At 48.9% G+C, this 21,022-nt stretch carries 22 protein-coding genes, 2 pseudogenes and 1 riboswitch; all 24 genes and pseudogenes read left to right on the top strand.

What is annotated here, in order from left to right; all coding sequences use genetic code 11:
* A pseudogene (locus tag C1I60_RS25165) lies at positions 1-270 on the top strand (Sua5 family C-terminal domain-containing protein); the annotation flags it as partial.
* Positions 271-441: 171 nt separating this feature from the next.
* On the top strand, positions 442-1,002 hold the full coding sequence (locus C1I60_RS03995) for a manganese efflux pump MntP (protein ID WP_137060588.1): 561 nt from the start codon (positions 442-444) through the stop codon (positions 1,000-1,002).
* Positions 1,003-1,037: 35 nt separating this feature from the next.
* Positions 1,038-1,622 (top strand): low molecular weight protein arginine phosphatase, encoded by a 585-nt coding sequence (locus C1I60_RS03990; RefSeq protein WP_137060587.1) that lies wholly within the window; start codon positions 1,038-1,040, stop codon positions 1,620-1,622.
* Positions 1,623-1,700: 78 nt separating this feature from the next.
* Positions 1,701-1,782: riboswitch (ZMP/ZTP riboswitch) on the top strand.
* 281 nt (positions 1,783-2,063) lie between these two features.
* Positions 2,064-2,651: a TIGR01440 family protein gene (locus C1I60_RS03980; RefSeq protein ID WP_137060585.1), complete on the top strand. Its 588-nt coding sequence runs from the start codon at positions 2,064-2,066 to the stop codon at positions 2,649-2,651.
* A gap of 118 nt (positions 2,652-2,769) precedes the next feature.
* Complete coding sequence (gene glyA / locus C1I60_RS03975; RefSeq protein ID WP_137060584.1) at positions 2,770-4,020, top strand: serine hydroxymethyltransferase; 1,251 nt, start codon at positions 2,770-2,772, stop codon at positions 4,018-4,020.
* Positions 4,021-4,101: 81 nt separating this feature from the next.
* A pseudogene (locus tag C1I60_RS25160) lies at positions 4,102-4,336 on the top strand (sugar ABC transporter permease); the annotation flags it as partial.
* A gap of 408 nt (positions 4,337-4,744) precedes the next feature.
* The gene (upp, locus tag C1I60_RS03965; protein WP_013312332.1) at positions 4,745-5,374 is read left to right on the top strand and encodes a uracil phosphoribosyltransferase; all 630 of its coding nucleotides are present in this window, start codon (positions 4,745-4,747) and stop codon (positions 5,372-5,374) included.
* 108 nt (positions 5,375-5,482) lie between these two features.
* Complete coding sequence (wecB, locus tag C1I60_RS03960; RefSeq protein WP_137060583.1) at positions 5,483-6,652, top strand: non-hydrolyzing UDP-N-acetylglucosamine 2-epimerase; 1,170 nt, start codon at positions 5,483-5,485, stop codon at positions 6,650-6,652.
* Positions 6,653-6,822: 170 nt separating this feature from the next.
* Positions 6,823-7,077: an AtpZ/AtpI family protein gene (locus tag C1I60_RS03955; protein ID WP_137060582.1), complete on the top strand. Its 255-nt coding sequence runs from the start codon at positions 6,823-6,825 to the stop codon at positions 7,075-7,077.
* Positions 7,070-7,450, top strand: a complete 381-nt coding sequence (locus C1I60_RS03950) for an ATP synthase subunit I (RefSeq protein WP_044646220.1) — start codon at positions 7,070-7,072, stop codon at positions 7,448-7,450. Before C1I60_RS03955 ends, C1I60_RS03950 begins: the two co-directional genes overlap by 8 nt.
* A 29-nt stretch (positions 7,451-7,479) precedes the next feature.
* On the top strand, positions 7,480-8,304 hold the full coding sequence (atpB, locus tag C1I60_RS03945; protein ID WP_137060581.1) for a F0F1 ATP synthase subunit A: 825 nt from the start codon (positions 7,480-7,482) through the stop codon (positions 8,302-8,304).
* A 104-nt stretch (positions 8,305-8,408) separates the two neighbouring features.
* Positions 8,409-8,633: a F0F1 ATP synthase subunit C gene (gene atpE / locus C1I60_RS03940; RefSeq protein WP_014278475.1), complete on the top strand. Its 225-nt coding sequence runs from the start codon at positions 8,409-8,411 to the stop codon at positions 8,631-8,633.
* A 109-nt stretch (positions 8,634-8,742) separates the two neighbouring features.
* Positions 8,743-9,231 (top strand): F0F1 ATP synthase subunit B, encoded by a 489-nt coding sequence (atpF, locus tag C1I60_RS03935; RefSeq protein ID WP_137060580.1) that lies wholly within the window; start codon positions 8,743-8,745, stop codon positions 9,229-9,231.
* Positions 9,228-9,773, top strand: a complete 546-nt coding sequence (locus C1I60_RS03930) for a F0F1 ATP synthase subunit delta (RefSeq protein WP_137060579.1) — start codon at positions 9,228-9,230, stop codon at positions 9,771-9,773. Before atpF ends, C1I60_RS03930 begins: the two co-directional genes overlap by 4 nt.
* Before the next feature lie 19 nt (positions 9,774-9,792).
* The gene (atpA, locus tag C1I60_RS03925; protein ID WP_137060578.1) at positions 9,793-11,307 is read left to right on the top strand and encodes a F0F1 ATP synthase subunit alpha; all 1,515 of its coding nucleotides are present in this window, start codon (positions 9,793-9,795) and stop codon (positions 11,305-11,307) included.
* Between the two features lie 246 nt (positions 11,308-11,553).
* Positions 11,554-12,420: an ATP synthase F1 subunit gamma gene (gene atpG / locus C1I60_RS03920; RefSeq protein ID WP_137060577.1), complete on the top strand. Its 867-nt coding sequence runs from the start codon at positions 11,554-11,556 to the stop codon at positions 12,418-12,420.
* A gap of 122 nt (positions 12,421-12,542) precedes the next feature.
* The gene (gene atpD / locus C1I60_RS03915; RefSeq protein ID WP_137060576.1) at positions 12,543-13,943 is read left to right on the top strand and encodes a F0F1 ATP synthase subunit beta; all 1,401 of its coding nucleotides are present in this window, start codon (positions 12,543-12,545) and stop codon (positions 13,941-13,943) included.
* 70 nt (positions 13,944-14,013) lie between these two features.
* Positions 14,014-14,427 (top strand): F0F1 ATP synthase subunit epsilon, encoded by a 414-nt coding sequence (locus tag C1I60_RS03910; protein WP_025683771.1) that lies wholly within the window; start codon positions 14,014-14,016, stop codon positions 14,425-14,427.
* Between the two features lie 473 nt (positions 14,428-14,900).
* The gene (locus C1I60_RS03905; RefSeq protein WP_137060575.1) at positions 14,901-15,152 is read left to right on the top strand and encodes a DUF1146 family protein; all 252 of its coding nucleotides are present in this window, start codon (positions 14,901-14,903) and stop codon (positions 15,150-15,152) included.
* 325 nt (positions 15,153-15,477) lie between these two features.
* Entirely contained in the window at positions 15,478-16,827 is a 1,350-nt protein-coding gene (gene murA / locus C1I60_RS03900; RefSeq protein ID WP_137060574.1) for a UDP-N-acetylglucosamine 1-carboxyvinyltransferase, read from the top strand.
* Between the two features lie 235 nt (positions 16,828-17,062).
* Complete coding sequence (spoIID, locus tag C1I60_RS03895) at positions 17,063-18,499, top strand: stage II sporulation protein D (protein WP_137060573.1); 1,437 nt, start codon at positions 17,063-17,065, stop codon at positions 18,497-18,499.
* A 70-nt stretch (positions 18,500-18,569) separates the two neighbouring features.
* Entirely contained in the window at positions 18,570-19,310 is a 741-nt protein-coding gene (gene spoIIQ, locus C1I60_RS03890; RefSeq protein ID WP_137060572.1) for a stage II sporulation protein SpoIIQ, read from the top strand.
* A gap of 202 nt (positions 19,311-19,512) precedes the next feature.
* Complete coding sequence (spoIIID, locus tag C1I60_RS03885; protein ID WP_007432737.1) at positions 19,513-19,800, top strand: sporulation transcriptional regulator SpoIIID; 288 nt, start codon at positions 19,513-19,515, stop codon at positions 19,798-19,800.
* Between the two features lie 172 nt (positions 19,801-19,972).
* Positions 19,973-20,971 carry a rod shape-determining protein gene (locus C1I60_RS03880; protein ID WP_044646231.1) on the top strand — a complete coding sequence of 333 codons (999 nt, stop codon included), beginning with the start codon at positions 19,973-19,975 and terminating at the stop codon, positions 20,969-20,971.
* The last annotated feature ends 51 nt before the right edge of the window (positions 20,972-21,022 follow it).

The following is a 21,022-nucleotide window of genomic DNA, read 5'->3' as shown; positions in this document are numbered from 1 at the left end:
GCGCTGGCGGAGGCGTCCGCGCGCGGGGAGCGCACAGCGGTGCTCGCGTTCGACGAGCATGCCGCCGGCTATGCTGGAGATCGCGTTTACACGCTGGGCAAGCTGGACGCGCTCCATGAGGCGGCGCAGCGCCTGTACGGCGTGCTGCGCCGCTGCGACGAGGAAGGCGTCACCTACATCCTGGCGGAAGCCTGTCCGCCGAAAGGGCTGGGAGACGCCGTCATGAACCGCCTGCTCAAAGCGGCGGGCCATCGGATCGTCCGTCTCTAGGACGATCCGGGCATTTGTCCATAAATGTAGAGGCTTTAGATGGATTAGCCTTTTAGCATAGTCGTCCGTTTACCTTATCCCGGTACAGGCGCGTTCACCGTATGCTTGTACTGTTTTGCCTCTTGTCCGCATAACGTGTACAAGAGCCGACGGATATTGGAGGGATGGAGTATGCTGGCAGCCTCTGCCCAAGCCGGGCAGATTGTAACGATTCTGGTCATGGCTGTAGCGCTGGGGATGGACGCGTTATCGTTGGGCGTAGGAATCGGCATGAAAGGGATACGCCTGCGGGACGTGCTGAGGATCAGTACGGTCATTGGCTTTTTTCACATTCTGATGCCATTGCTGGGTATGTTCACAGGCCATTATATGAGTTCTTTACTTGGTCATGTGACGACCTACTTTGCAGGGGGACTACTCATCCTTTTGGGCGGGCATATGGTTTATAATTCCTTCAAAGGTGACGGGGTACAGGTGCTGGACCATCGTTCATCCTTGGGTCTTTTGCTATTTGCGCTTGGAGTGAGCGTCGACTCCTTTTCTGTTGGGGTGTCACTTGGCATGTTCCAGAGTGATTTGGTACTGACCGTTCTGGTGTTTGGATTTTGCGGGGGAGCGATGGCGATGCTGGGGCTGCTGCTAGGCCGCAAGGTCAGCCGCAATCTGGGAGACTATGGAGAAGCGGTGGGCGGTGCCATTTTACTGGCGTTTGGCATTATGTTTATGTTTTAATTATATATTATTTCAACATACAGGGGGTGAAGACGTTGAAACATATTTTATTCGTATGCACAGGGAACACCTGTCGCAGTCCGATGGCTGAAGGGATGCTGCGCAAGCTGTCTGCTGAGCACGGGCTAGGTTTGGAAGTGCGCTCGGCGGGAGTAGCCGCGATGGAAGGTACGCCCATTTCCCGACACGCTGAGGCAGTGCTACGTGACCACAATATCTCGGATCAAATCACCTCAACTCCTTTGAACGGCGGGCTTGCCGAGTGGGCACATCTAATTTTAACCTTGACCCAAGGGCATAAGCAGCACGTCATTCAGCGCTTTCCCCAAACGGTGGGCAAAGTGTTTACGCTCAAGGAGTATGTGGAGGACCAGGATTCGGTGCTGAATGATGTGCAGGAGCTAGACGGCTTGTACGCTTCACAACAACTGATAGGTTCGCTGGGTCAGGAGCTTTCGGCACGGGAGCGTGAGCGGATGATTGAATTGCGTCAACGTATTCCGGGCTTTGATATTTCTGATCCGTTCGGCGGTTCACGTGAAGATTACGATGCCACAGCCGCGGAAATCCGAACGGCGCTGCACAAGCTGGTGGACAAACTAAAGGCTTTGGCTGGATAAAGTTCGTATCACTCATCTATTTTGTACGGGATCTGTTGATTTTCGGCGGTTAATCCGTTAAGATAAGGTGGAAAAACAAGAATCCGGTGTAACTGGCGACAAAAGTGGGATTAACCACAATGGAGCACCGGATATACGGCCGGTCGCCTGGGCAAAAGAGCAAATCCACAATGGCTGTGGACTGCTCTTTTTTCGTATAGAGCTGGGTCCAGCCTCTGATGGCCTTCTGTCCAGACAAACGCCAATGATTCTTCCGTGTGCTGTTACTTCGAATATCCGAACCGGGAGAGATCCTTTAAGCAGTTCTTCCATTTTTCCTGCTCGAAATCCGATTCATCGGCTATAATATAGTCAGATTGTGATATCAGGAGAGAGCGTGTTGAACATGGGGATAAGCCCGTGCCTAGTCTCTGTAGGGCTGTTCAACCAAAGGAGGTTCCAATGGTAGGACAAATGGATCATGAGGCTACGCTTGAAGCACAGGCCGCTTTTGTCGTGAAGGAAATAGCAGAAGCAGCCAGTCTCAAGGCTGGTCGTTTGTTGGTGATCGGCGTTAGCACCAGTGAGGTGGCGGGAAGCCGGATTGGCACGGCGGGAGCGCTCGATGTAGCTCAGCAATTGCTGGCTGGAGTGGAATCCGTGCGCAGGGCGTACGGTTTTGACGTGGCATTTCAATGCTGCGAGCATTTGAACCGTGCGCTGGTCGTTGACCGGGCCGTGCTGGAGCGGCTGGGACTGACGGAGGTTGCTGCCGTTCCCGTTCGTACGGCAGGCGGATCTATGGCTACCGCCGCCTATCGTGCGCTGGAAGATGCATGTCTGGCGGCGAATGTACAGGCACATGCGGGGATAGACATTGGCGAGACGCTCATCGGTATGCATATGCGGCCAGTTGCTGTTCCGTTTCGTCCAGGTCTTCGCTGGATTGGCGAAGCGCGTGTGACGGCGGCGTTCACTCGTCCTCCGCTCATTGGCGGACAACGAGCGGTGTATAGTCTGGAGCAAGAAGGCGGCGGAAGCTGTGACTAGCATTTTGGTTTGGACAGCATGTTTGTATCTTTTTTGTATTGATGATGAGGTACCCAACTGAGGAGCAGGCGCTTGCCTGTATACCTGACAATTGACCATGGAGAGGGAGTAATCAATCATGATGGAACATCTGCGTAAAAGTGACCCGGCAGTGCTGGAAGCAATGGGACTTGAATTGAAACGACAACGCCATAATATCGAGCTAATCGCATCCGAAAATATCGTCAGTGAAGCGGTAATGGAAGCGATGGGCTCTGTACTGACGAATAAATATGCTGAAGGTTATCCAAGCAAACGCTACTACGGTGGCTGTGAGCATGTGGATATCGTCGAGGACATTGCACGCGACCGTGCCAAAGAACTGTTCGGTGCAGAGCATGCTAACGTACAGGCTCACTCGGGAGCGCAAGCGAACATGGCAGTATATCTGGCAGCTCTTAAACCTGGAGATACCGTACTGGGTATGAACCTGGCACACGGTGGCCATCTGACACACGGAAGTCCGGTTAACGCCTCCGGCTTGCTGTATAACTTTGCCGCTTACGGCGTACGTGAAGATAACTTCCGTATCGACTATGATGAAGTGCGCAAGGCAGCCTTCAAGCATCGCCCTCGTCTGATTGTAGCCGGAGCGAGCGCGTATCCGCGTACCATTGATTTTGAAGCCTTCGCTTCCATTGCCAATGATGTGGGCGCTCTCTTCATGGTCGATATGGCACATATCGCGGGTCTGGTGGCAGCGGGTATTCATCCAAGCCCGGTTCCGCATGCTCAATTTGTAACAACAACGACACACAAAACGCTGCGTGGTCCGCGTGGAGGTCTGATTTTGACTCGCAAAGCGTGGGCGCAAGCGATTGACAAAGCTATTTTCCCAGGTACTCAAGGGGGGCCGTTGATGCATGTGATTGCATCCAAAGCCGTTGCCTTGGGTGAAGCGCTCCAGCCTTCCTTCAAAACCTATGCGCAAAACGTAGTTCGCAACGCTCAGGTACTGGCTGAGACATTGCTGGCTGAAGGCATTAACATTGTATCCGGCGGTACGGATAATCATCTGATGCTGCTGGACACTCGTAGCTTGAACATTACTGGAAAAGAAGCGGAGCATGTGTTGGATTCTGTGGGCATCACGGTGAACAAAAACGCGATTCCTTTCGACCCGACCAGTCCGTTTGTTACTAGTGGAATCCGCATTGGTACACCTGCTGCTACATCCCGTGGTATGGATGAAGAGGCTATGGTCAAAATCGGTAAAATCATTGCCGAAACCCTCAAAAATCCAAAGGATGATACGGTATTGTCCAAAGCCAGCCAAGCTGTTGGCGAACTGACAGACAAATTCCCGATTTATCCAGGTGTTCAATACTAATCAATCTGTTTGTTTAATAAGGCTGTCTTTCTTCCGTAATCCGGAGGGGAAACAGTCTTTTTTTTTGATTTCTAGCGATTCTGTCTGTTTCTGGCGATAGCCTGGTCCTTTAAAGCATTTGAGTTGAATTTGGCGCTGACAAAGGGTGAATCATTCAAGTAGAAGGAGAGCGTTGCGTTGGACATATATAATGAAGCGTTTACAAATAAACGGTCATGGATTGGGTACTGCTAAATCCATTATTTTCTTTATCATCGTTGCATTCATTACCAGCATTCAGTTGTGTCTGACAAAGAAAAGGGAGGTCGAAATGTAATGGGAAAAACATCAAACCATAATTTGGCACATAGGCTGCTGAAATCCTAAAGTCTGATGCTGTATTAAGACACAAAGGCTGTTGGTTTAGGCAGGGAGTCCGAAATTTAAAAGGCTTTGACGGTCAAGTGCCATCAGAGCCTTTTTTTATGCACTTTTTGTATGACAAAAGTCACTCTTGAAGTGGGCGAAGTATGCATTTTACTTATCATATCGTCCTCTTGACAAAAGGTTGCGGTGGCAGGTGTTAAATCAATCAAGGGAATGTTATAATAAACAGGATTTACAGGCACGCATTGCATCTGTGCTTATTTGGTTTGTACAAATAGGTTACATAGATCCTTTCCATACAGGATGTTCGATATTCTGGTGCGAAAGAACGTGACGATAATACCGGAGGGAATTTATCATGGCAAAACTGGTGGTTTGTGATCACCCTTTGATCCAACACAAACTTACATTTATCCGCGATGTGCGGACCAACACCAAGGATTTTCGCGAACTGGTGGATGAAGTAGCAACATTGATGGCTTATGAAATTACGCGGGATATCCCGCTGGAGAGCATTACGGTGCAGACACCGGTTGCTGAGACAGAAGGCAAGGTTATTTCCGGTCGCATGCTGGGTCTCATTCCAATCTTGCGTGCAGGCTTGGGGATGCTGGATGGCGTTGTCAAACTGCTGCCAGCAGCAAAGGTAGGGCATGTGGGACTGTTCCGTGATCCCGAGACATTGCAGCCTGTGGAATACTACACGAAGCTGCCTACAGACGTGACAGAGCGTGAATTGATCGTGATTGATCCGATGCTGGCAACAGGCGGCTCGGCGATCGCGGCTATTGATGTGCTGAAAAAGAGAGGCTGCACCCAAATTAAAATGATGAATTTGATTGCCGCTCCCGAGGGGGTCAAGGCTGTTCAGGATGCCCACCCCGATGTAGATATTTATGTTGCTGCACTGGACGAGCGTCTGGATGATCACGGCTACATTATTCCTGGTCTTGGTGACGCGGGAGACCGTTTGTACGGAACCAAGTAAACGGCCTCTGGTCATTCGGCACAATATATGGGCGTTACGGACAAGTCGTTTTTCATAAAAGAACGATCTTGGAGTCGGGCGTTTATTTTGAAAAGGGGTTCAACAGAAATGTCCAAAATCAAAGTGATGACTATTTTTGGCGTGCGTCCGGAAGCGATTAAGATGGCTCCTCTTATTTTGGAGCTTCAACGTCACCCCGAGCATATCGAGTCTGTAGTATGTGTAACGGCTCAACATCGCCAAATGCTCGATCAGGTTCTGGAAGTATTTAATATTCACCCTGACTATGATCTGGATGTGATGAAGGATCGTCAGACGCTTAATGAAATTTCGATCCGTGTGCTTCAAGGATTGGAACCTGTGTTACGTGAGGCAAAGCCTGATATCGTGCTCGTTCACGGGGATACGCTGACGACTTTCCTGGCCAGCTATGCGGCCTTTATGCAACAGATCGAAGTAGGGCATGTGGAAGCGGGCTTGCGGACGTGGAACAAGCTTTCTCCGTACCCTGAGGAAATGAACCGTCAACTGACAGGAGTGCTGTCGGATCTTCATTTTTCTCCTACTTCTTTATCTGCTGGGAATTTGCGGAAGGAAAATAAACCTGAATCTCGAATATATGTAACAGGCAATACCGTGACTGACGTATTTCAGTATACGGTTCGTCAGGATTACGAGCATCCGGTGTTGGAATGGGCTAAAGGCAAGCGTCTGATTCTGATGACGGCACACCGTAGGGAGTCCCAGGGGGAACCACATCGCCAAATTTTTAGTGCGGTCAAACGAATCGCAGACGAGTTTGAGGATATCGCTATCGTGTATCCGGTTCATCCGAGTCCGGCTGTGAAGGAGCCTGCATTTGAGATTTTAGGCAACCACCCGCGTATTAAGCTGATTGATCCTCTGGATGTGGTGGATTTACACAACTTTTATCCGCACACTCATCTCATACTTACTGATTCGGGTGGTCTTCAGGAGGAAGCACCTTCATTCGGCGTGCCTGTACTGGTACTGCGTGATACGACTGAAAGACCGGAAGGAATTGAAGCTGGCACACTGGAGCTGGTGGGTACGAGTGAAGAGAACGTCTACAATCGGACCAAGGCTCTTTTGACGGATTCTGCATTATATGAGTCTATGAGTCAGGCAGCAAACCCTTATGGCGATGGACGAGCTTCGGTAAGAATTGTCAATGCTATTTTGCACCATTACGGTGTTCAATCCGAACGTCCTGAAGAATTTCACACAATGTTCACAAAAGGTGTCCGCACCACATAATCATCCTTACAGGGTAAGCATACAGTTAAACTGTACGGTTACCAAGGGGTACGGCATTTTAAGATGCTTTGTCGGCTGATTTTATACTTTAGGGCACTAAAATATCTCAATTGACAAAGCATCTTATATTTAAGTAAAATGGACTGGAATTGCAGGGGTGACATGGAAAAGTGGTCAAACCTTCCAAGCAAAACAACAACCGAAATAACACCGGAAATGCCTTCAAGGCAATTGGACTGGTGAGCGCCATCGGCATTGATTTGGCTGTGTGCACACTGGGTGGTTTTTATGCCGGAAAGTGGCTAGATGCCAAACTTGATGGTTCCGGAATTTGGATTGGCGTAAGCGTTCTCGCAGGCTTGGTTGTAGGCGCATTGAGTATTGCCCTTGTGATCGGAAAGGTATTGAGGGATAACCATGAGTGAGATGACCCGAATGCAAAAAATGTTATGGATCGTAGCGCTTTGTATTATGGCTCTGTGTTTCCTGGTCTCCGCCTTCATGCCCCAACATCGTGACATTGCTCACGGAATCATTCTGGGAACGGGAGTAAGCTGTCTTAATGTGCTGTATATGGCCTACAAAATTCGACAGGTTGCGAGTGCGGCCGCCGGTGAAGGCAAGAAGAAAAGGGTGGGCATCGGCTTTGGAGTTCGTGTAGCGACTTCTATTTTGGCGGTAGTGCTGGCGATAGAATTTCCGGCCTATTTCCATGAGATCGCTGTAATGGCAAGCCTGGTAACTGGCCAGTTTCTTCTTTTAATTATAGGCATCATATTCGCGCTTCAGGAAAAATGATGGCTCAACTGAGAAAGGGGTGAGAAAACATGTTGCATGAATCACCGATTATCGAATTGGGCGGGTTTAACATTGACTTGTCCGTCATTATTATGCTTTTTGTAACTTGTGCGATTGTGTTTGGACTGGCTTTTGCTGCAACGCGCAATTTGTCTGTGGACAATCCAAGCAAGCTGCAAAACTTTATGGAATGGGTCGTTGAATTCGTTCAAGGACTGATTACCAGCACGATGGATTTGAAAAAAGGGAAGCCGTTCCTCTCCTTGGGGATGACGCTGATCATGTTCATTTTTGTCGGAAATATGCTGGGCTTACCATTCGGTATTGTGACCGATTTCGATAATACGCAAAGTGCCCAAGTATTTGGACACCAAATCATTCCAGTCAAGGAAGCATTAGAACAAGCACAGGCGGCTCATCCGGGCGAACTTGCCCACGTGGGTGTCAGCTGGTGGAAATCACCTACCGCAGATGCAGGGGTGTCCATTGGTCTGGCATTGATGATCTTTGTGCTGGTTCATTTTCTGGGAATGTTCCGTAACACCAAAGCTTATTTCAAGCATTACCTTCAGCCATTCCCTTTCTTTTTGCCAATAAACCTGATTGAGCAATTCTCGAAACTTTTGACACATGGTATGCGTCTATTCGGTAATATCTTTGCCGGCGAGGTTTTGATTAGTGTGCTGCTGAAATTGACAGCAATTGGCGTTGGAGGGTGGATTGCTTCCGTATTGGGGCTGATTGTATGGCAAGGATTCAGTATCTTTGTCGGCAGTATTCAGGCGTTCGTCTTTACCATTTTGACGTTCGTATATATTTCACAGGCAATTGATACGCATGAAGAAGAGCATTAGGTAATTTCGGTTTCCGGTTTTTAGTTAAGTTCAGGAGTGCGCTTCGCTCTTAACTGCAAATACATGTACAACACAAATACACATCTCTAAGGAGGATTTTTAAAATGGGAGCTTGGGCATTAATAGCAGCAGCTATCGCAGTAGGTTTGGGTGCGCTCGGCGCAGGTATTGGTAACGGTCTGATCGTAAGTAAAACAGTTGAAGGTATTGCTCGTCAGCCAGAAGCAAAAGCTTCATTGCAAACTGTTATGTTTATCGGTGTAGGTCTGGTAGAAGCACTGCCAATCATCGGTGTCGTCCTGGCATTCATTTTCTACGCAGCAGCTTAATTGAATGGAAGCAAGGTTTGGCGGGGAAGGCACAGCCATCCGCGCCTTCTTTGTTGCTTGGCTTAAGAGATAACTAGGACTGACGTTCACCGGAAAGGAGTGACTTCAATTGAGTTTAAATTGGACAAGTATCGTTTTTACTGTAATTGCATTTTTGATCTTGTACTGGTTACTGACGCGTTATGCATTCGGCCCTCTCTTTTCCGTTATGGAGAAGCGGCGTCAGCTTGTATTACAGCAAATGAATGAAGCGGCACAGACGCGTGAACAGGCTGCTACCTATGTTGAGGAGCAAAAGCAGGCTCTCCAACAGGCACGCAAAGAAGCCTACGATATTATTGAGCAGTCGAAACAAACAGGTAGCAAGCAAGCGGAGCAAATTATCGTTCAGGCCAAGGACGAAGCTGTCCGCCTGAAAGACGAAGCTGTTCGTGAGATCACGAGCGAGCGCAATAAGGCAGTTGCCGAGCTGCGCAGCGAAGTGGGCCGGGCTTCGGTACAAATCGCTTCCAAGCTGATTCAAAAAGAAATCAAAGAAGACCAAGTCCAGGGAGAGCTTGTCGACCAGTACCTTAAAGAGGTAGGAGGCAAAGCATGAGCCGGGATACGGTAGTTGCCAAACGGTATGCGAAAGCTTTGTTTGAAGTGGCGGAGCAAGAGCAAACCATTATGGAGACCGAGCAAGAGCTGCGTGCTTTTGTAGAAGCTGTCTCTGAAGATGCTGAAATCCGTAAGTTCATCAACTCTCCTAACATTACGGAAGCGGTCAAGCTTCAGGTTCTGGCTAACAGTTTTGAGGGCAAGCTGTCTGCCCCGCTGATCAACACGATTAAGCTGTTGATCCACCGCAGCAGAGCAGATTTGTTCGAATCTCTTCTCGCCGGATACCTCGATATTCAGGAGTACAAGCTGGGACTTGCCCATGCTAAGGTGTATTCCACTTATGCGCTCAATGAGCAGGAAAAAACAGCGGTAGCCGAGCAATTCGGAGCCCGTGAACATAAAACAATCCGTGTGGAAAACATAGTGGACCCGAGTCTGCTGGGCGGATTGAAAGTGGTTATCGGCGATACGCTGTACGACGGTAGTCTGGCCGGCAAGCTGGATCGTCTTGAGAAATCCTTTAACAGACGAGTATAGAAGATAGGGGTGAACACACTTGAGTATCAAACCTGAAGAAATCAGTTCATTGATAAAAAGTCAGATTGAACAATATAAAAATGATATTGAGGTCGTTGAAGTCGGCACTGTTGTTGAAGTCGGCGACGGTATTGCCCGCGTCTACGGACTGGAAAAAGTCATGTCCGGTGAATTGGTTGAATTCGAAAACGGCGTTTTGGGCTTGGCGCTCAACGTGGAAGAAAGCAATGTTGGTGTTGTTATTCTCGGTCAATTCTCCGATATCCGTGAAGGCGGTCAAGTGAAACGTACAGGTCAGATCATGCAGGTTCCTGTAGGGGAAGCATTGATCGGACGTGTTGTTAATCCGCTGGGACAACCAGTTGACGGTAAAGGCCCGATTGCTACAACGGAATTCCGTCCGGTAGAAAGCCAGGCTCCAGGCGTTATGGCCCGTAAATCGGTACATGAGCCAATGCAGACGGGGATTAAAGCTATTGATGCGATGGTTCCGATTGGTCGCGGTCAACGCGAGCTGATCATCGGTGACCGTCAAACAGGTAAAACCTCTATTGCGATTGACGCGATTTTGAATCAAAAAGGCAGCGGCATGAAATGTATTTATGTTGCCATCGGCCAAAAGCAATCTACGGTAGCCCAAGTCGTTGAAACCTTGCGTCGTCATGGTGCTTTGGAATATACGATTGTCGTTACAGCGGCAGCTTCCGAGCCATCACCATTGCTCTATATCGCACCTTACTCTGGCTGCGCTATGGGTGAATACTTTATGTACAAAGGCGAGCACGTATTGGTTGTATACGATGACTTGACCAAACAAGCGTCCGCTTACCGGGAACTTTCCCTGTTGCTGCGTCGTCCACCGGGCCGTGAGGCTTACCCAGGTGACGTTTTCTATCTGCATTCCCGCTTGCTGGAACGTGCAGCGAAGCTGAATGACGAGTTAGGCGGCGGATCGCTAACTGCATTGCCATTCATCGAAACACAGGCATCCGACGTATCTGCCTATATTCCAACGAACGTAATTTCCATCACAGACGGACAAATCTTCCTCGAAGCTGACTTGTTCTATGCAGGACAACGTCCAGCGATTAACGTAGGTATTTCTGTATCCCGTGTAGGTGGTTCGGCTCAGATCAAAGCGATGAAAAAGGTTGCAGGTTCCCTGCGTCTGGATCTTGCCCAATATCGTGAGCTTCAAGCGTTCTCCCAATTCGGTTCCGATTTGGACAAGTCCACCAAAGCTCGTCTGGATCGCGGCGCGCGTATGATGGAGATTTTGAAACAGGGTGTTAACCAGCCGTTGGCTGTAGAGCAACAGGTTGTGAGCTTGTACACTGCGGTAAAAGGCTTCCTGGATGATATTCCTGTAGCAGACGTGAAACGTTTTGAAAAAGACTTCCTTTCTTATATGGAGTCTGATCATCAAGATATTCTTCAATCTATTCGTGATACAAAAGACTTGGTACCTGATAACGATGCGGCTCTCAGAGCAGCTATCGAGAAATTCAAAAAATCATTTGCCACGTCGGTTTAAACCATTGGAATTTGCCAGTTTATGACGAGAAGTGTCCTAAGGAAGCGTGCCCTCCGGGCTGTGGCTTCCTTGGCATGTTTTATCCTCAATAACTGGCCCTGTATGATTAGTTTGGCTGGACTGTTCTTCATCATGGACGGCCAGATATCCAGAACCAGTTTACGAAGTTAGCTTTGACTTTGTTAAAGCTAAGGGTTTGCTTACGAAGTAGCTTTGGCTTTGCCAAAGCTTGAAGGTGGTGAAATCATGGCAAAAGGTATGCGCGAGATTAAACGTCAGATCAAAAGTGTGCAGAGTACGAAGCAGATTACGAAAGCAATGGAGATGGTAGCTGCATCCAAGCTTAGAAAAGCTCAGGAGAAGGCTGAGGCGGCTCGTCCTTATTCGGAAAAACTTAGGGAAGTTGTGACCAGTATTGCTGCGGGGTCAAACAACGTTAAGCACCCGATGCTGGAATCGCGTCCGGTCAAAAAGACGGCATATCTCATCATTACATCTGATCGTGGTCTGGCTGGTGGTTATAATGCCAACATTTTGCGGCAGGTTACACAGACAATTGCGGAACGTCACCGTTCACAGGATGAATTTACAATTTTCATTATTGGACGAAAAGGACGGGACTATTTCAGACGCCGCGAATTTCCTATTGCCGAGTCGGTAACAGATCTGTCAGATACACCTGCTTTTGCAGATATCAAGACGATTGCCAACAAAGCTGTGCAGGGTTTTGAGCTCAAGGAATTTGATGAGCTGTATCTATGCTATAACCGCTTTGTTAATGCATTGACTCAGATTCCGACCGTTGACCGTCTGTTGCCAATGGCGACACCGGATTCCGCTGCTGCATCATCCTCGATTAACTATGAGTATGAGCCGTCACCGGAAGGAGTGCTGGAAGTGCTGTTGCCGCGGTACGCGGAAACACTCATCTATGGTGCTTTACTGAACGGTAAGGCGAGTGAGTTGGGAGCAAAAATGACAGCAATGGGATCTGCCACTAAAAATGCTACTAAGCTGATTGGTGAGCTGTCTCTGACCTATAACCGTGCTCGTCAAGCGGCTATTACCCAGGAAATTACGGAAATTGTGGCAGGGGCAAGCGCCCAGTCTTAATGGGCTTTTTTTGCGGACTGCTGTATAGCTAGTCCTATACTAATATGATAATTTGCGGGCGCAAAACAAATCGTGTAGCTCGGATTTGCGGCTGTGCAAGCTTGTAGGAGGGAAACCAAAAGATGAACAAAGGACGCGTAGTGAGCATCATGGGTCCGGTTGTCGACGTTGAGTTTGAACGCGGACAGCTTCCGGAAATCCTGAATGCCATTCATATTGGGACTGTGCTGGAGAACGGAGTCAAAGTTGACCTGACGCTCGAAGCATCGAAACACCTTGGTGACAACCGTGTGCGTTGTATTGCCATGTCTTCCACAGATGGTCTGGTTCGTGGAGTTGAAGCAATCGATCAGGGAGCACCTATTTCGGTACCTGTCGGTGAAGCAACTCTGGGACGCGTATTTAACGTACTTGGAACGCCAATTGATAATGGTACTGATTTGAGTGAAGCAGCTAGAAATCCGATTCACCGTCAGGCTCCTGCCTTCGATGAATTGACAACTCAAGCAGAGATGCTCGAAACCGGCATTAAAGTTATCGACCTGTTGGCTCCTTACGCCAAAGGCGGTAAAGTCGGATTGTTTGGTGGTGCCGGTGTAGGTAAGACTGTAACCATCCAGGAATTGATTAACAATATCGCTCAGGAACATGGTGGTATTTCCGTATTCGCAGGTGTTGGTGAACGTACGCGTGAGGGAAATGACTTGTACCATGAAATGAGAGATTCCGGCGTTATCAATAAAACAGCGATGGTGTTCGGACAAATGAACGAGCCTCCAGGCGCGCGTTTGCGTGTTGCCCTTACCGGTCTGACGATGGCGGAGTATTTCCGTGATCAGGAAGGCCGTGACGTGTTGCTCTTTATCGATAACATCTTCCGCTTTACCCAAGCGGGTTCCGAGGTTTCCGCCCTGTTGGGACGTATGCCTTCGGCAGTAGGTTACCAGCCTACACTGGCAACTGAGATGGGTCAATTGCAAGAACGGATTACTTCTACTAAAAAGGGTTCTGTTACTTCCATTCAGGCCATCTATGTGCCTGCGGATGATTATACTGACCCGGCTCCTGCTACAACGTTTGCCCACTTGGATGCAACGACAAACCTAGAGCGTAAAATTTCCGAAATGGGTATTTACCCGGCGGTTGATCCACTAGCATCAAGCTCCCGGATTTTGGCTCCAGAAGTTGTAGGTGAGGAGCACTACAATGTAGCACAAGGTGTAAAACAAATTTTGGCCCGCTATAACGAGCTTCAGGATATTATTGCCATTCTGGGTATGGACGAGCTGAGTGAAGAAGACAAAATGCTGGTAGCCCGTGCGCGCAAAATCCAGCGTTTCCTGTCCCAACCTTTCCATGTTGCCGAAGCGTTCAACGGCTTCCCGGGTAAATATGTACCGGTTAAAGAAACTGTACGAAGCTTCAAAGAAATTCTGGAAGGCAAGTATGATCATCTTCCAGAAGCGGCCTTCCTTTTTGTAGGGGCCATCGAAGAAGCGGTAGAAAAAGCCAAAACGCTGTAAGCATACAGGCGAAGAATAGCCGAGCCTTACGAAGTGAGCTGTCTGCGGGCAGCTTTCAGGAGGGATTCAAGTGAGCACGTATTTGTTGGAGATTGTGACGCCGGAGCGCCTGGTTTTTGCAGAACAGGTAAACAGCATCAGTGTTCGCGGCTCGGAAGGTGATCTCGGGATTTTACCTGGACACCTTCCCTTGGTCACTCCCTTGAAGATTGCGCCAGTACGTATTAAAACTGGCGGTCAGACAGAAGTGATTGCGGTCAATGGGGGCTTTGTCGAAGTCCGCAAGGATAAAGTGGTCATTTTGGCTGAAAGTGCGGAGCGTTCCGAAGATATTGATGTGGAGCGTGCCCGTGCGGCAAGGGAGCGGGCAGAGCTGCGGCTCCAGAGCAAGCAGGAGAAAGTAGACCATCATCGGGCGGAGGTAGCTCTTCAACGGGCGCTTAATCGTCTGAATGCAACGAGCATCAGAACCAATAAGAATTAACTTTGGTTTTTAACTGGAATGTAAAAGGGTTCGGCATGGTATACGGATGGAATGACAGGGAGACCGCCTCATAATTTCTGCCAAATGATGTTCCGGCAGAAGAAGAGGAGGTAGACTTTTCCTTCCTTCGATCACTGTGATCGAGCTCTTTTTTTAGATGGATTTCACCAAATACAGTCCCATTTCTTGCTTCAGCATTTTGCATCATTCGATTCCCAATGCTCGAAAGTACAATATATAGACGAACTAAACCGTTTCGATGTATATATTATTGCTAATTTGCAATCGCTTTTGGGATTATGCAAAATACTCACTTAATAGCTAGGTACATAGTACCTTTTAAATTCACGAAACAGAAGGAAATGTTCGTATTTTGTCGAAATAATTGTCCTGAAAATAGAAATAGCACTGGCATATTAGGCGTTCGCCGAGTATTATAAAGAAGTCTGTGACGCAGATGGGAGGGATTACGGATGAACGGGAAGCAGCAATTGGCTGAACAGTTAAGTCAATCGGCGAGTATGACCGCGCTGGTCTCCATGATCGTGTCGCTCATTTGTATAGCGCTAGCTTGGTGGGCTTTACAGAGCTTAAAGCTGGATTTGTTCATTAGGCATCCTAAGGGACCACAGGGCAGATTACTGCACTTGCTTCTTGCCATTATTTTAGGGCAGCTGGTGTCCGGGTTTCTGTTAAGCTATATCTCATGGAGCCAGATGCTTTAGAATGTGTTTTAATATGAAGCAGGCGGGTTATATGACTTTATGGTCCTGTATCTGCGGGAAATTGTCGAATAACATCGTACCATATTGTCAACAATGGTAAACAAAAGAACTATACGTGTATAGCTGGCCAAACAGGCTGGAAACACAATATTCGTCATGTGTAAAAAACGCTTGTATACTTGATTTGATCAGTGTTATGATGGAAGTTAGGGTATTAGTAAAATCTTGTTTTTTTATGTAATGAAAAAGCAGGGCATGAAAATAGCGGAATATGTTCTTTTTTTCCATGATGGAAAAGGGAAATGACGCGCGGAGGGAACCATAGATGAGCAAATTTATCGTCCGCGGTGGCAACAGATTGACCGGGAGTGTCAAAGTCAGCGGAGCCAAAAACTCAGTTCTGCCGATCATCGCCGCATCTCTTTTAGGAGAAGAAGGGGAAAGTGTTATCATTGATGCACCTCCTCTAGACGATGTGATGACCATTAACAAAGTGCTGGAGTCCTTAGGAGCAGGCGTTACATACCAAGACGAGGTCATTCGTGTTGACGCGCGGAAGATAATTTCCTGTGAAGCCCCTTACGAGTGGGTTAGGAAAATGCGCGCATCGTTTTTGGTTATGGGGCCGTTGCTTACACGTTTGGGACACACAAGAATTTCGCTTCCAGGCGGGTGTGCAATTGGTACGCGACCGATTGATCAGCATTTGAAGGGTTTTGAAGCATTGGGTGCCGAGATTAGTCTGGGCCAAGGATTTATTGAAGCTAAAAGTAACGGGCGTCTGCGTGGAGCCAAAGTTTATTTGGATGTAGCCAGCGTAGGTGCGACCGAAAATATTATGATGGCCGCTACTCTTGCGGAGGGTATTACCACCATTGAAAATGCTGCCAAGGAACCTGAGATCGTCGATCTTGCGAATTTCCTGAACGGTATGGGTGCCAAGGTGCGCGGTGCTGGTACAGGTGTTATTCGCATTGAAGGCGTTGAAAAGCTGCACGGTGTGAAGCATACGGTCATTCCCGACCGGGTAGAAGCAGGTACTTACATGGTTGCTGCTGCGATCACAGGCGGGAACGTATATGTAGAAGGCGCGATATCAGACCATTTGGGACCGGTTATCTCCAAAATGGAAGAAATGGGTGTAACCATTCAACCGGATGAAAATGGAATTCGTGTGATTTCGGATAAACCGTTAAAGGCCGTTGATGTTAAAACGTTGCCTTATCCTGGTTTCCCTACGGATATGCAGTCTCAGATGATGGCACTTCAACTTGCCGCTGAAGGCACCAGCATTATCACGGAAACTGTATTTGAAAATCGTTTTATGCATGTGGATGAGTTTCATCTGATGAATGCGGAGATTAAGGTTGAAGGCCGTTCCGCGATTGTAACCGGCAATGCTAAATTGACAGGTGCAAAAGTGACCTCGACAGATCTGCGTGCAGGTGCTGCCTTGATTCTGACTGGACTGATTGCGGAAGGTACAACGGAGGTTTCCGGCGTACATCATATCGACCGTGGTTATGTTCATTTGGCGGAGAAGCTAAGCGGATTAGGCGCGGACATTTACAGAATAACGGTTGAAGAAGTCAAGCGGGATGCTTCCAGCGCAGAGCGCGTTATACCAGAAGCGGCATCTGGGAATCTGTTCAACATTCAGCCTTCCCTGGCCTAAGCTTTAGCGTATATAGTCTCATGCGGCGGCTGCATGTTATAATATTGACGAACAAGTGAGGAACCAAGTCCATGAGGGGCTTGGTTTTTTTATGTTTTCAGCCTGTCTTTTTCATTCTTTCAGTTCTCTTAAAAGGGTTCTATCAAAGTGGACGACCTCATATGATTGAAAATATCTGGTGGAGCACATCACTGCTTCCAGCATGACTCTAGCCCTTTGATGGAGGTTTCAGCTTATGAAAGATTCACAGGTTCGCATTCGTATACCTATTCATCATCCCAAGGAACATCGCCGGGCCGCACCTGCGGGAGACAGCCACGGCTCTATAGCTGTTGCACAGGCAGGGCGTCCTGTGCAACAGCAGACCGTTCCGCCGGGCGTGTCAGCTCCTAACAGAGTGACCCTCACCGCCGGGCGTGCGGCGGCGGTGAGGGTCACTCCCGTGCAGCGCCCTATCCCGGCGTCGTCGCTCGCTCCCGGGGCAGCCACGATCCGCGACGCCAGCAGCAGCCTGCCGCCCGCGCCAGTGCCGTATCTGCGGCCTGCCGCTGGGCGTGCCCCACGTTGGGGTAGCCGCCGCCCCTGGCTGCCCGCTGTGGCTATGGCGGGCCTGCTGGCGCTAGCGATGGCCGTGCCCGCACTGCTGGCATGGCCTCGCCACACGGCGCAGCCGCTGCCGCCTGGCAACCGCACGGCCACGCCTGCGGTTGCTAAGGGCGAGGCGCCTGTTACACGCCTGCCGGGCGTCCCGCCCATACCTGCGGTGCCCGCTGCGCCAGCGCGCAGTGTACCAGCGGCGGCAGAGCCGGACGTGCGCGTGTACGTTACATCCGCTGGTCGCACGGAGACGCTGCCGATGGAGCAATACATTGTCGGCGTAGTAGCCGCCGAAATGCCGCCCAGCTTCGAGGGCGAGGCATTGAAGGCGCAGGCCATTGCCGCGCGTACCTTCATTGCCCGGCGTTTGCTGGCTGATGACACCAGCGGCGCTCCGGCAGGGGCGGATGTGACTGATACAGTTAAGCACCAAGCCTACATTTCCAAAGCCAAACTTGATCGAGAGTGGGGGACTTCTGGCAAGTCAGCAGAACTGGCCAAAATTCGGCAGGCTGTACGTGATACCAAGGATACGATCATGGTATATGAGGGTAAACCGATTACCGCTTCCTTTTTTTCTACCAGTAACGGTTATACTGAAAATTCAGAGGATGTATGGGCCAAGGCAGTTCCTTATTTACGGAGTGTGTCAAGTCCATGGGACAAGCAGCTGGCACCCCGTTATGCAGAAACCGTCACGCTGAGCCTCCAGAATGTGCTTGATAGATTAGGATTGAGCCGTACGGCGATAGCCGCTTCTACTGGAGGAGGGAGTATGCCGGAAATTCGGGTGCTTTCCAAGACAAAGGGGCATCGGATCAAGCAGATCGAGGTAGGAGGCACCGTTTTTACAGGACCGGAAATCCGAAACAAGTTGGGCCTGCGTTCTGCTGAATTTACGTGGAAGGCCGAAGGAGATCGGATCGCCATTACAACCTACGGCTACGGACATGGTGTCGGTATGAGCCAGTGGGGAGCTAACGGAATGGCCAGGGAAGGACATACCGCCACTCAAATTCTCCTTCACTATTACACAGGCGTTTCTTTTGCCCCAGCCTCTCGTATTCTAAGTTAGTAAATTTTTCAAAACTTTGAAGTATAAAAGAGTTGCACCCGGTAACACTGGTTACTGAGGTGATGAGCAAATGAGTGAACAAAATAAAAACCAGAACCAAAATCATGAAGAAACACCCAAAACCTTTCAGGGTGGAAGGGCTTCACGGCCGTCTTCGTGGAAAAAGCTGTTGTCCAAAAGGTGGGCATACCCGGCAGCCTACATTGCCGCAGCAGCCATTATACTAACCTTAGTGTGGGTCTATCAGGATGCCAGCCAGAAGTCTTTCAAACCTGACCCAGCTAATTCATCGGTACAGAATACATCAACGGTCAATACCGATGTCACCGGACAACAGCCTGAAAGTATGGAAGTCGTTGCCCAGTCGGAAAATCTCGCATGGCCGGTGGCGGATGCTGCCGCAGTACAGGTCGTAAAGCCATTTTTTGACGAAAACGCGACAGCTGACGAACAGGCGGCTGCGATGGTAGAGTACGATAAAACCTTTACCGCCAACACTGGCATTGATCTTTCTCGCTCCGATGATCAAACATTCGAAGTGAGAGCCGCCCTCAGTGGTAAGGTGACTCGTGTGGAACAGCACCCGCTGGTAGGCAATGTTGTGGAAATTACACATGATAACAATCTCAGAACCGTCTACCAAAGCTTGAACGATCTGAAAGTAAAAGAAGGCGATCAAGTAAAACAGAACGATGTCATCGCTTCGGCGGGTCGTAATGAACTTGAAAAGGATTTGAAAACACATCTGCATTTTGAAGTGTATCAGGATGACAAGCCAGTGAATCCAACCGGTCTGCTTCCTAAAAAATAAATTCGATATATAGCTTTTCATGCAAAGCGGGGGATCATCATCCCTCGCTTTTTCTTGTGCTTTTGTAGTTCATGGGGTAAACCATAAGTTGCTTTTGTCAAATAAATAGGCCTTCCGAAGCATGTCTTCCCGCCAAACCGCGAATATATAGGCACGCTCCTCATATAATGTACCAAACAATCCACAGTAGGGAGGCGGGAGCGTGCACGATTACATCAAGGAACGGACCATCAAAATCGGTCGCTGTATCGTGGAAACAAGGAATACGGTCCGTACGATTGCCAAGGAATTTGGTGTCTCCAAGAGCACGGTGCATAAAGATCTGACCGAACGGCTGCCTGAAATCAACCCGGACCTTGCAGATCAGGTGAAGCACATTCTCGAATACCATAAATCCATCCGTCATCTGCGGGGAGGGGAAGCGACGAAAATCAAGTACAAAAAAACGAGCGGAAAAAGAAGGGAGATCCTCGTTTCAGGCAAGTCTTAAAAATATATAGTGAATTGGCTGGCAAAGCCATTGAATCAACCCCCTGAAGTATGATATGTTAAAAGATGGTACAAGATCGAAAAATGACATGTAACCATAGGTTTATACATATATTTGCCGCTTCTTGTCGAATCTTAGCTTTTTAAAATATCACTTTGGGGGCCTTTTTAATATGTTCAGTAATGATATCGGTATCGACCTCGGTACGGCCAACGTGCTTATCCACGTCAAAGGGAAGGGGGTTGTTCTTGACGAACCTTCCGTTGTTGCAATAGAAAGCGATACAAAAAGAGTTCTGGCTGTCGGAGAGGAAGCACGCCGTATGGTTGGACGTACTCCCGGTAATATCATAGCCATCCGTCCACTGCGCGACGGTGTCATCGCCGATTTTGAAGTGACCGAAGCCATGCTAAAATATTTTATCAATCGTGTGGGGGGAAAAAGCTGGTACAGCCACCCTCGTATTCTGATCTGTGCACCGACAAACATTACCTCAGTGGAACAAAAAGCGATTCGTGAAGCGGCGGAGCGTAGCGGGGCCAAAGAAGTATTTTTGGAGGAAGAGCCGAAAGCAGCTGCCATCGGGGCAGGAATGGATATTTTTGAGCCTAGTGGCAACATGGTTGTGGATATTGGTGGTGGAACAACAGACGTTGCTGTCCTCTCGATGGGGGATGTAGTAACGGCTTCTTCCATTAAAATGGCAGGAGACAAGTTCGATTCCGCCATTATGAAATATGTGAAGACAAAGTACAAGCTTTTGATCGGGGAGCGTACGGCGGAAGATATTAAAATCGCCATCGGTACCGTGCATCCGAGCGGACGACAAGCCGAGATGGACATTCGGGGACGTGATATGGTATCCGGGTTGCCTAAAACGTTAAGTATTTCTGCGGCTGAAGTACAGGATGCGCTTAGAGATCCTGTATCAGCGATTGTTGCTGCGGCAAAATTTGTATTGGAGCAGACCCCGCCGGAGCTGTCAGCCGACATTATTGACCGTGGTGTTATTTTGACTGGCGGCGGCGCGTTGCTGAGCGGATTGGACGAGCTGCTTGCGGAAGAACTGCGTGTTCCGGTGCTGGTTGCTGAAGATCCGATGCATTGTGTCGTCAAGGGCACAGGAATTATGCTGGATAATTTGGATCATGTCGTTAAGAAAAAGTTCTAATCTGCCGATAGTGATTATATGAGACTCGTGTGCGGTCAGGCAGGCTACCTG

Source organism: Paenibacillus terrae (assembly GCF_005217525.1).
Lineage (GTDB): Bacteria > Bacillota > Bacilli > Paenibacillales > Paenibacillaceae > Paenibacillus > Paenibacillus terrae_C.
Note: the sequence above shows the minus strand (reverse complement) of the source record. Positions and strands in the feature narration are given on the sequence as shown.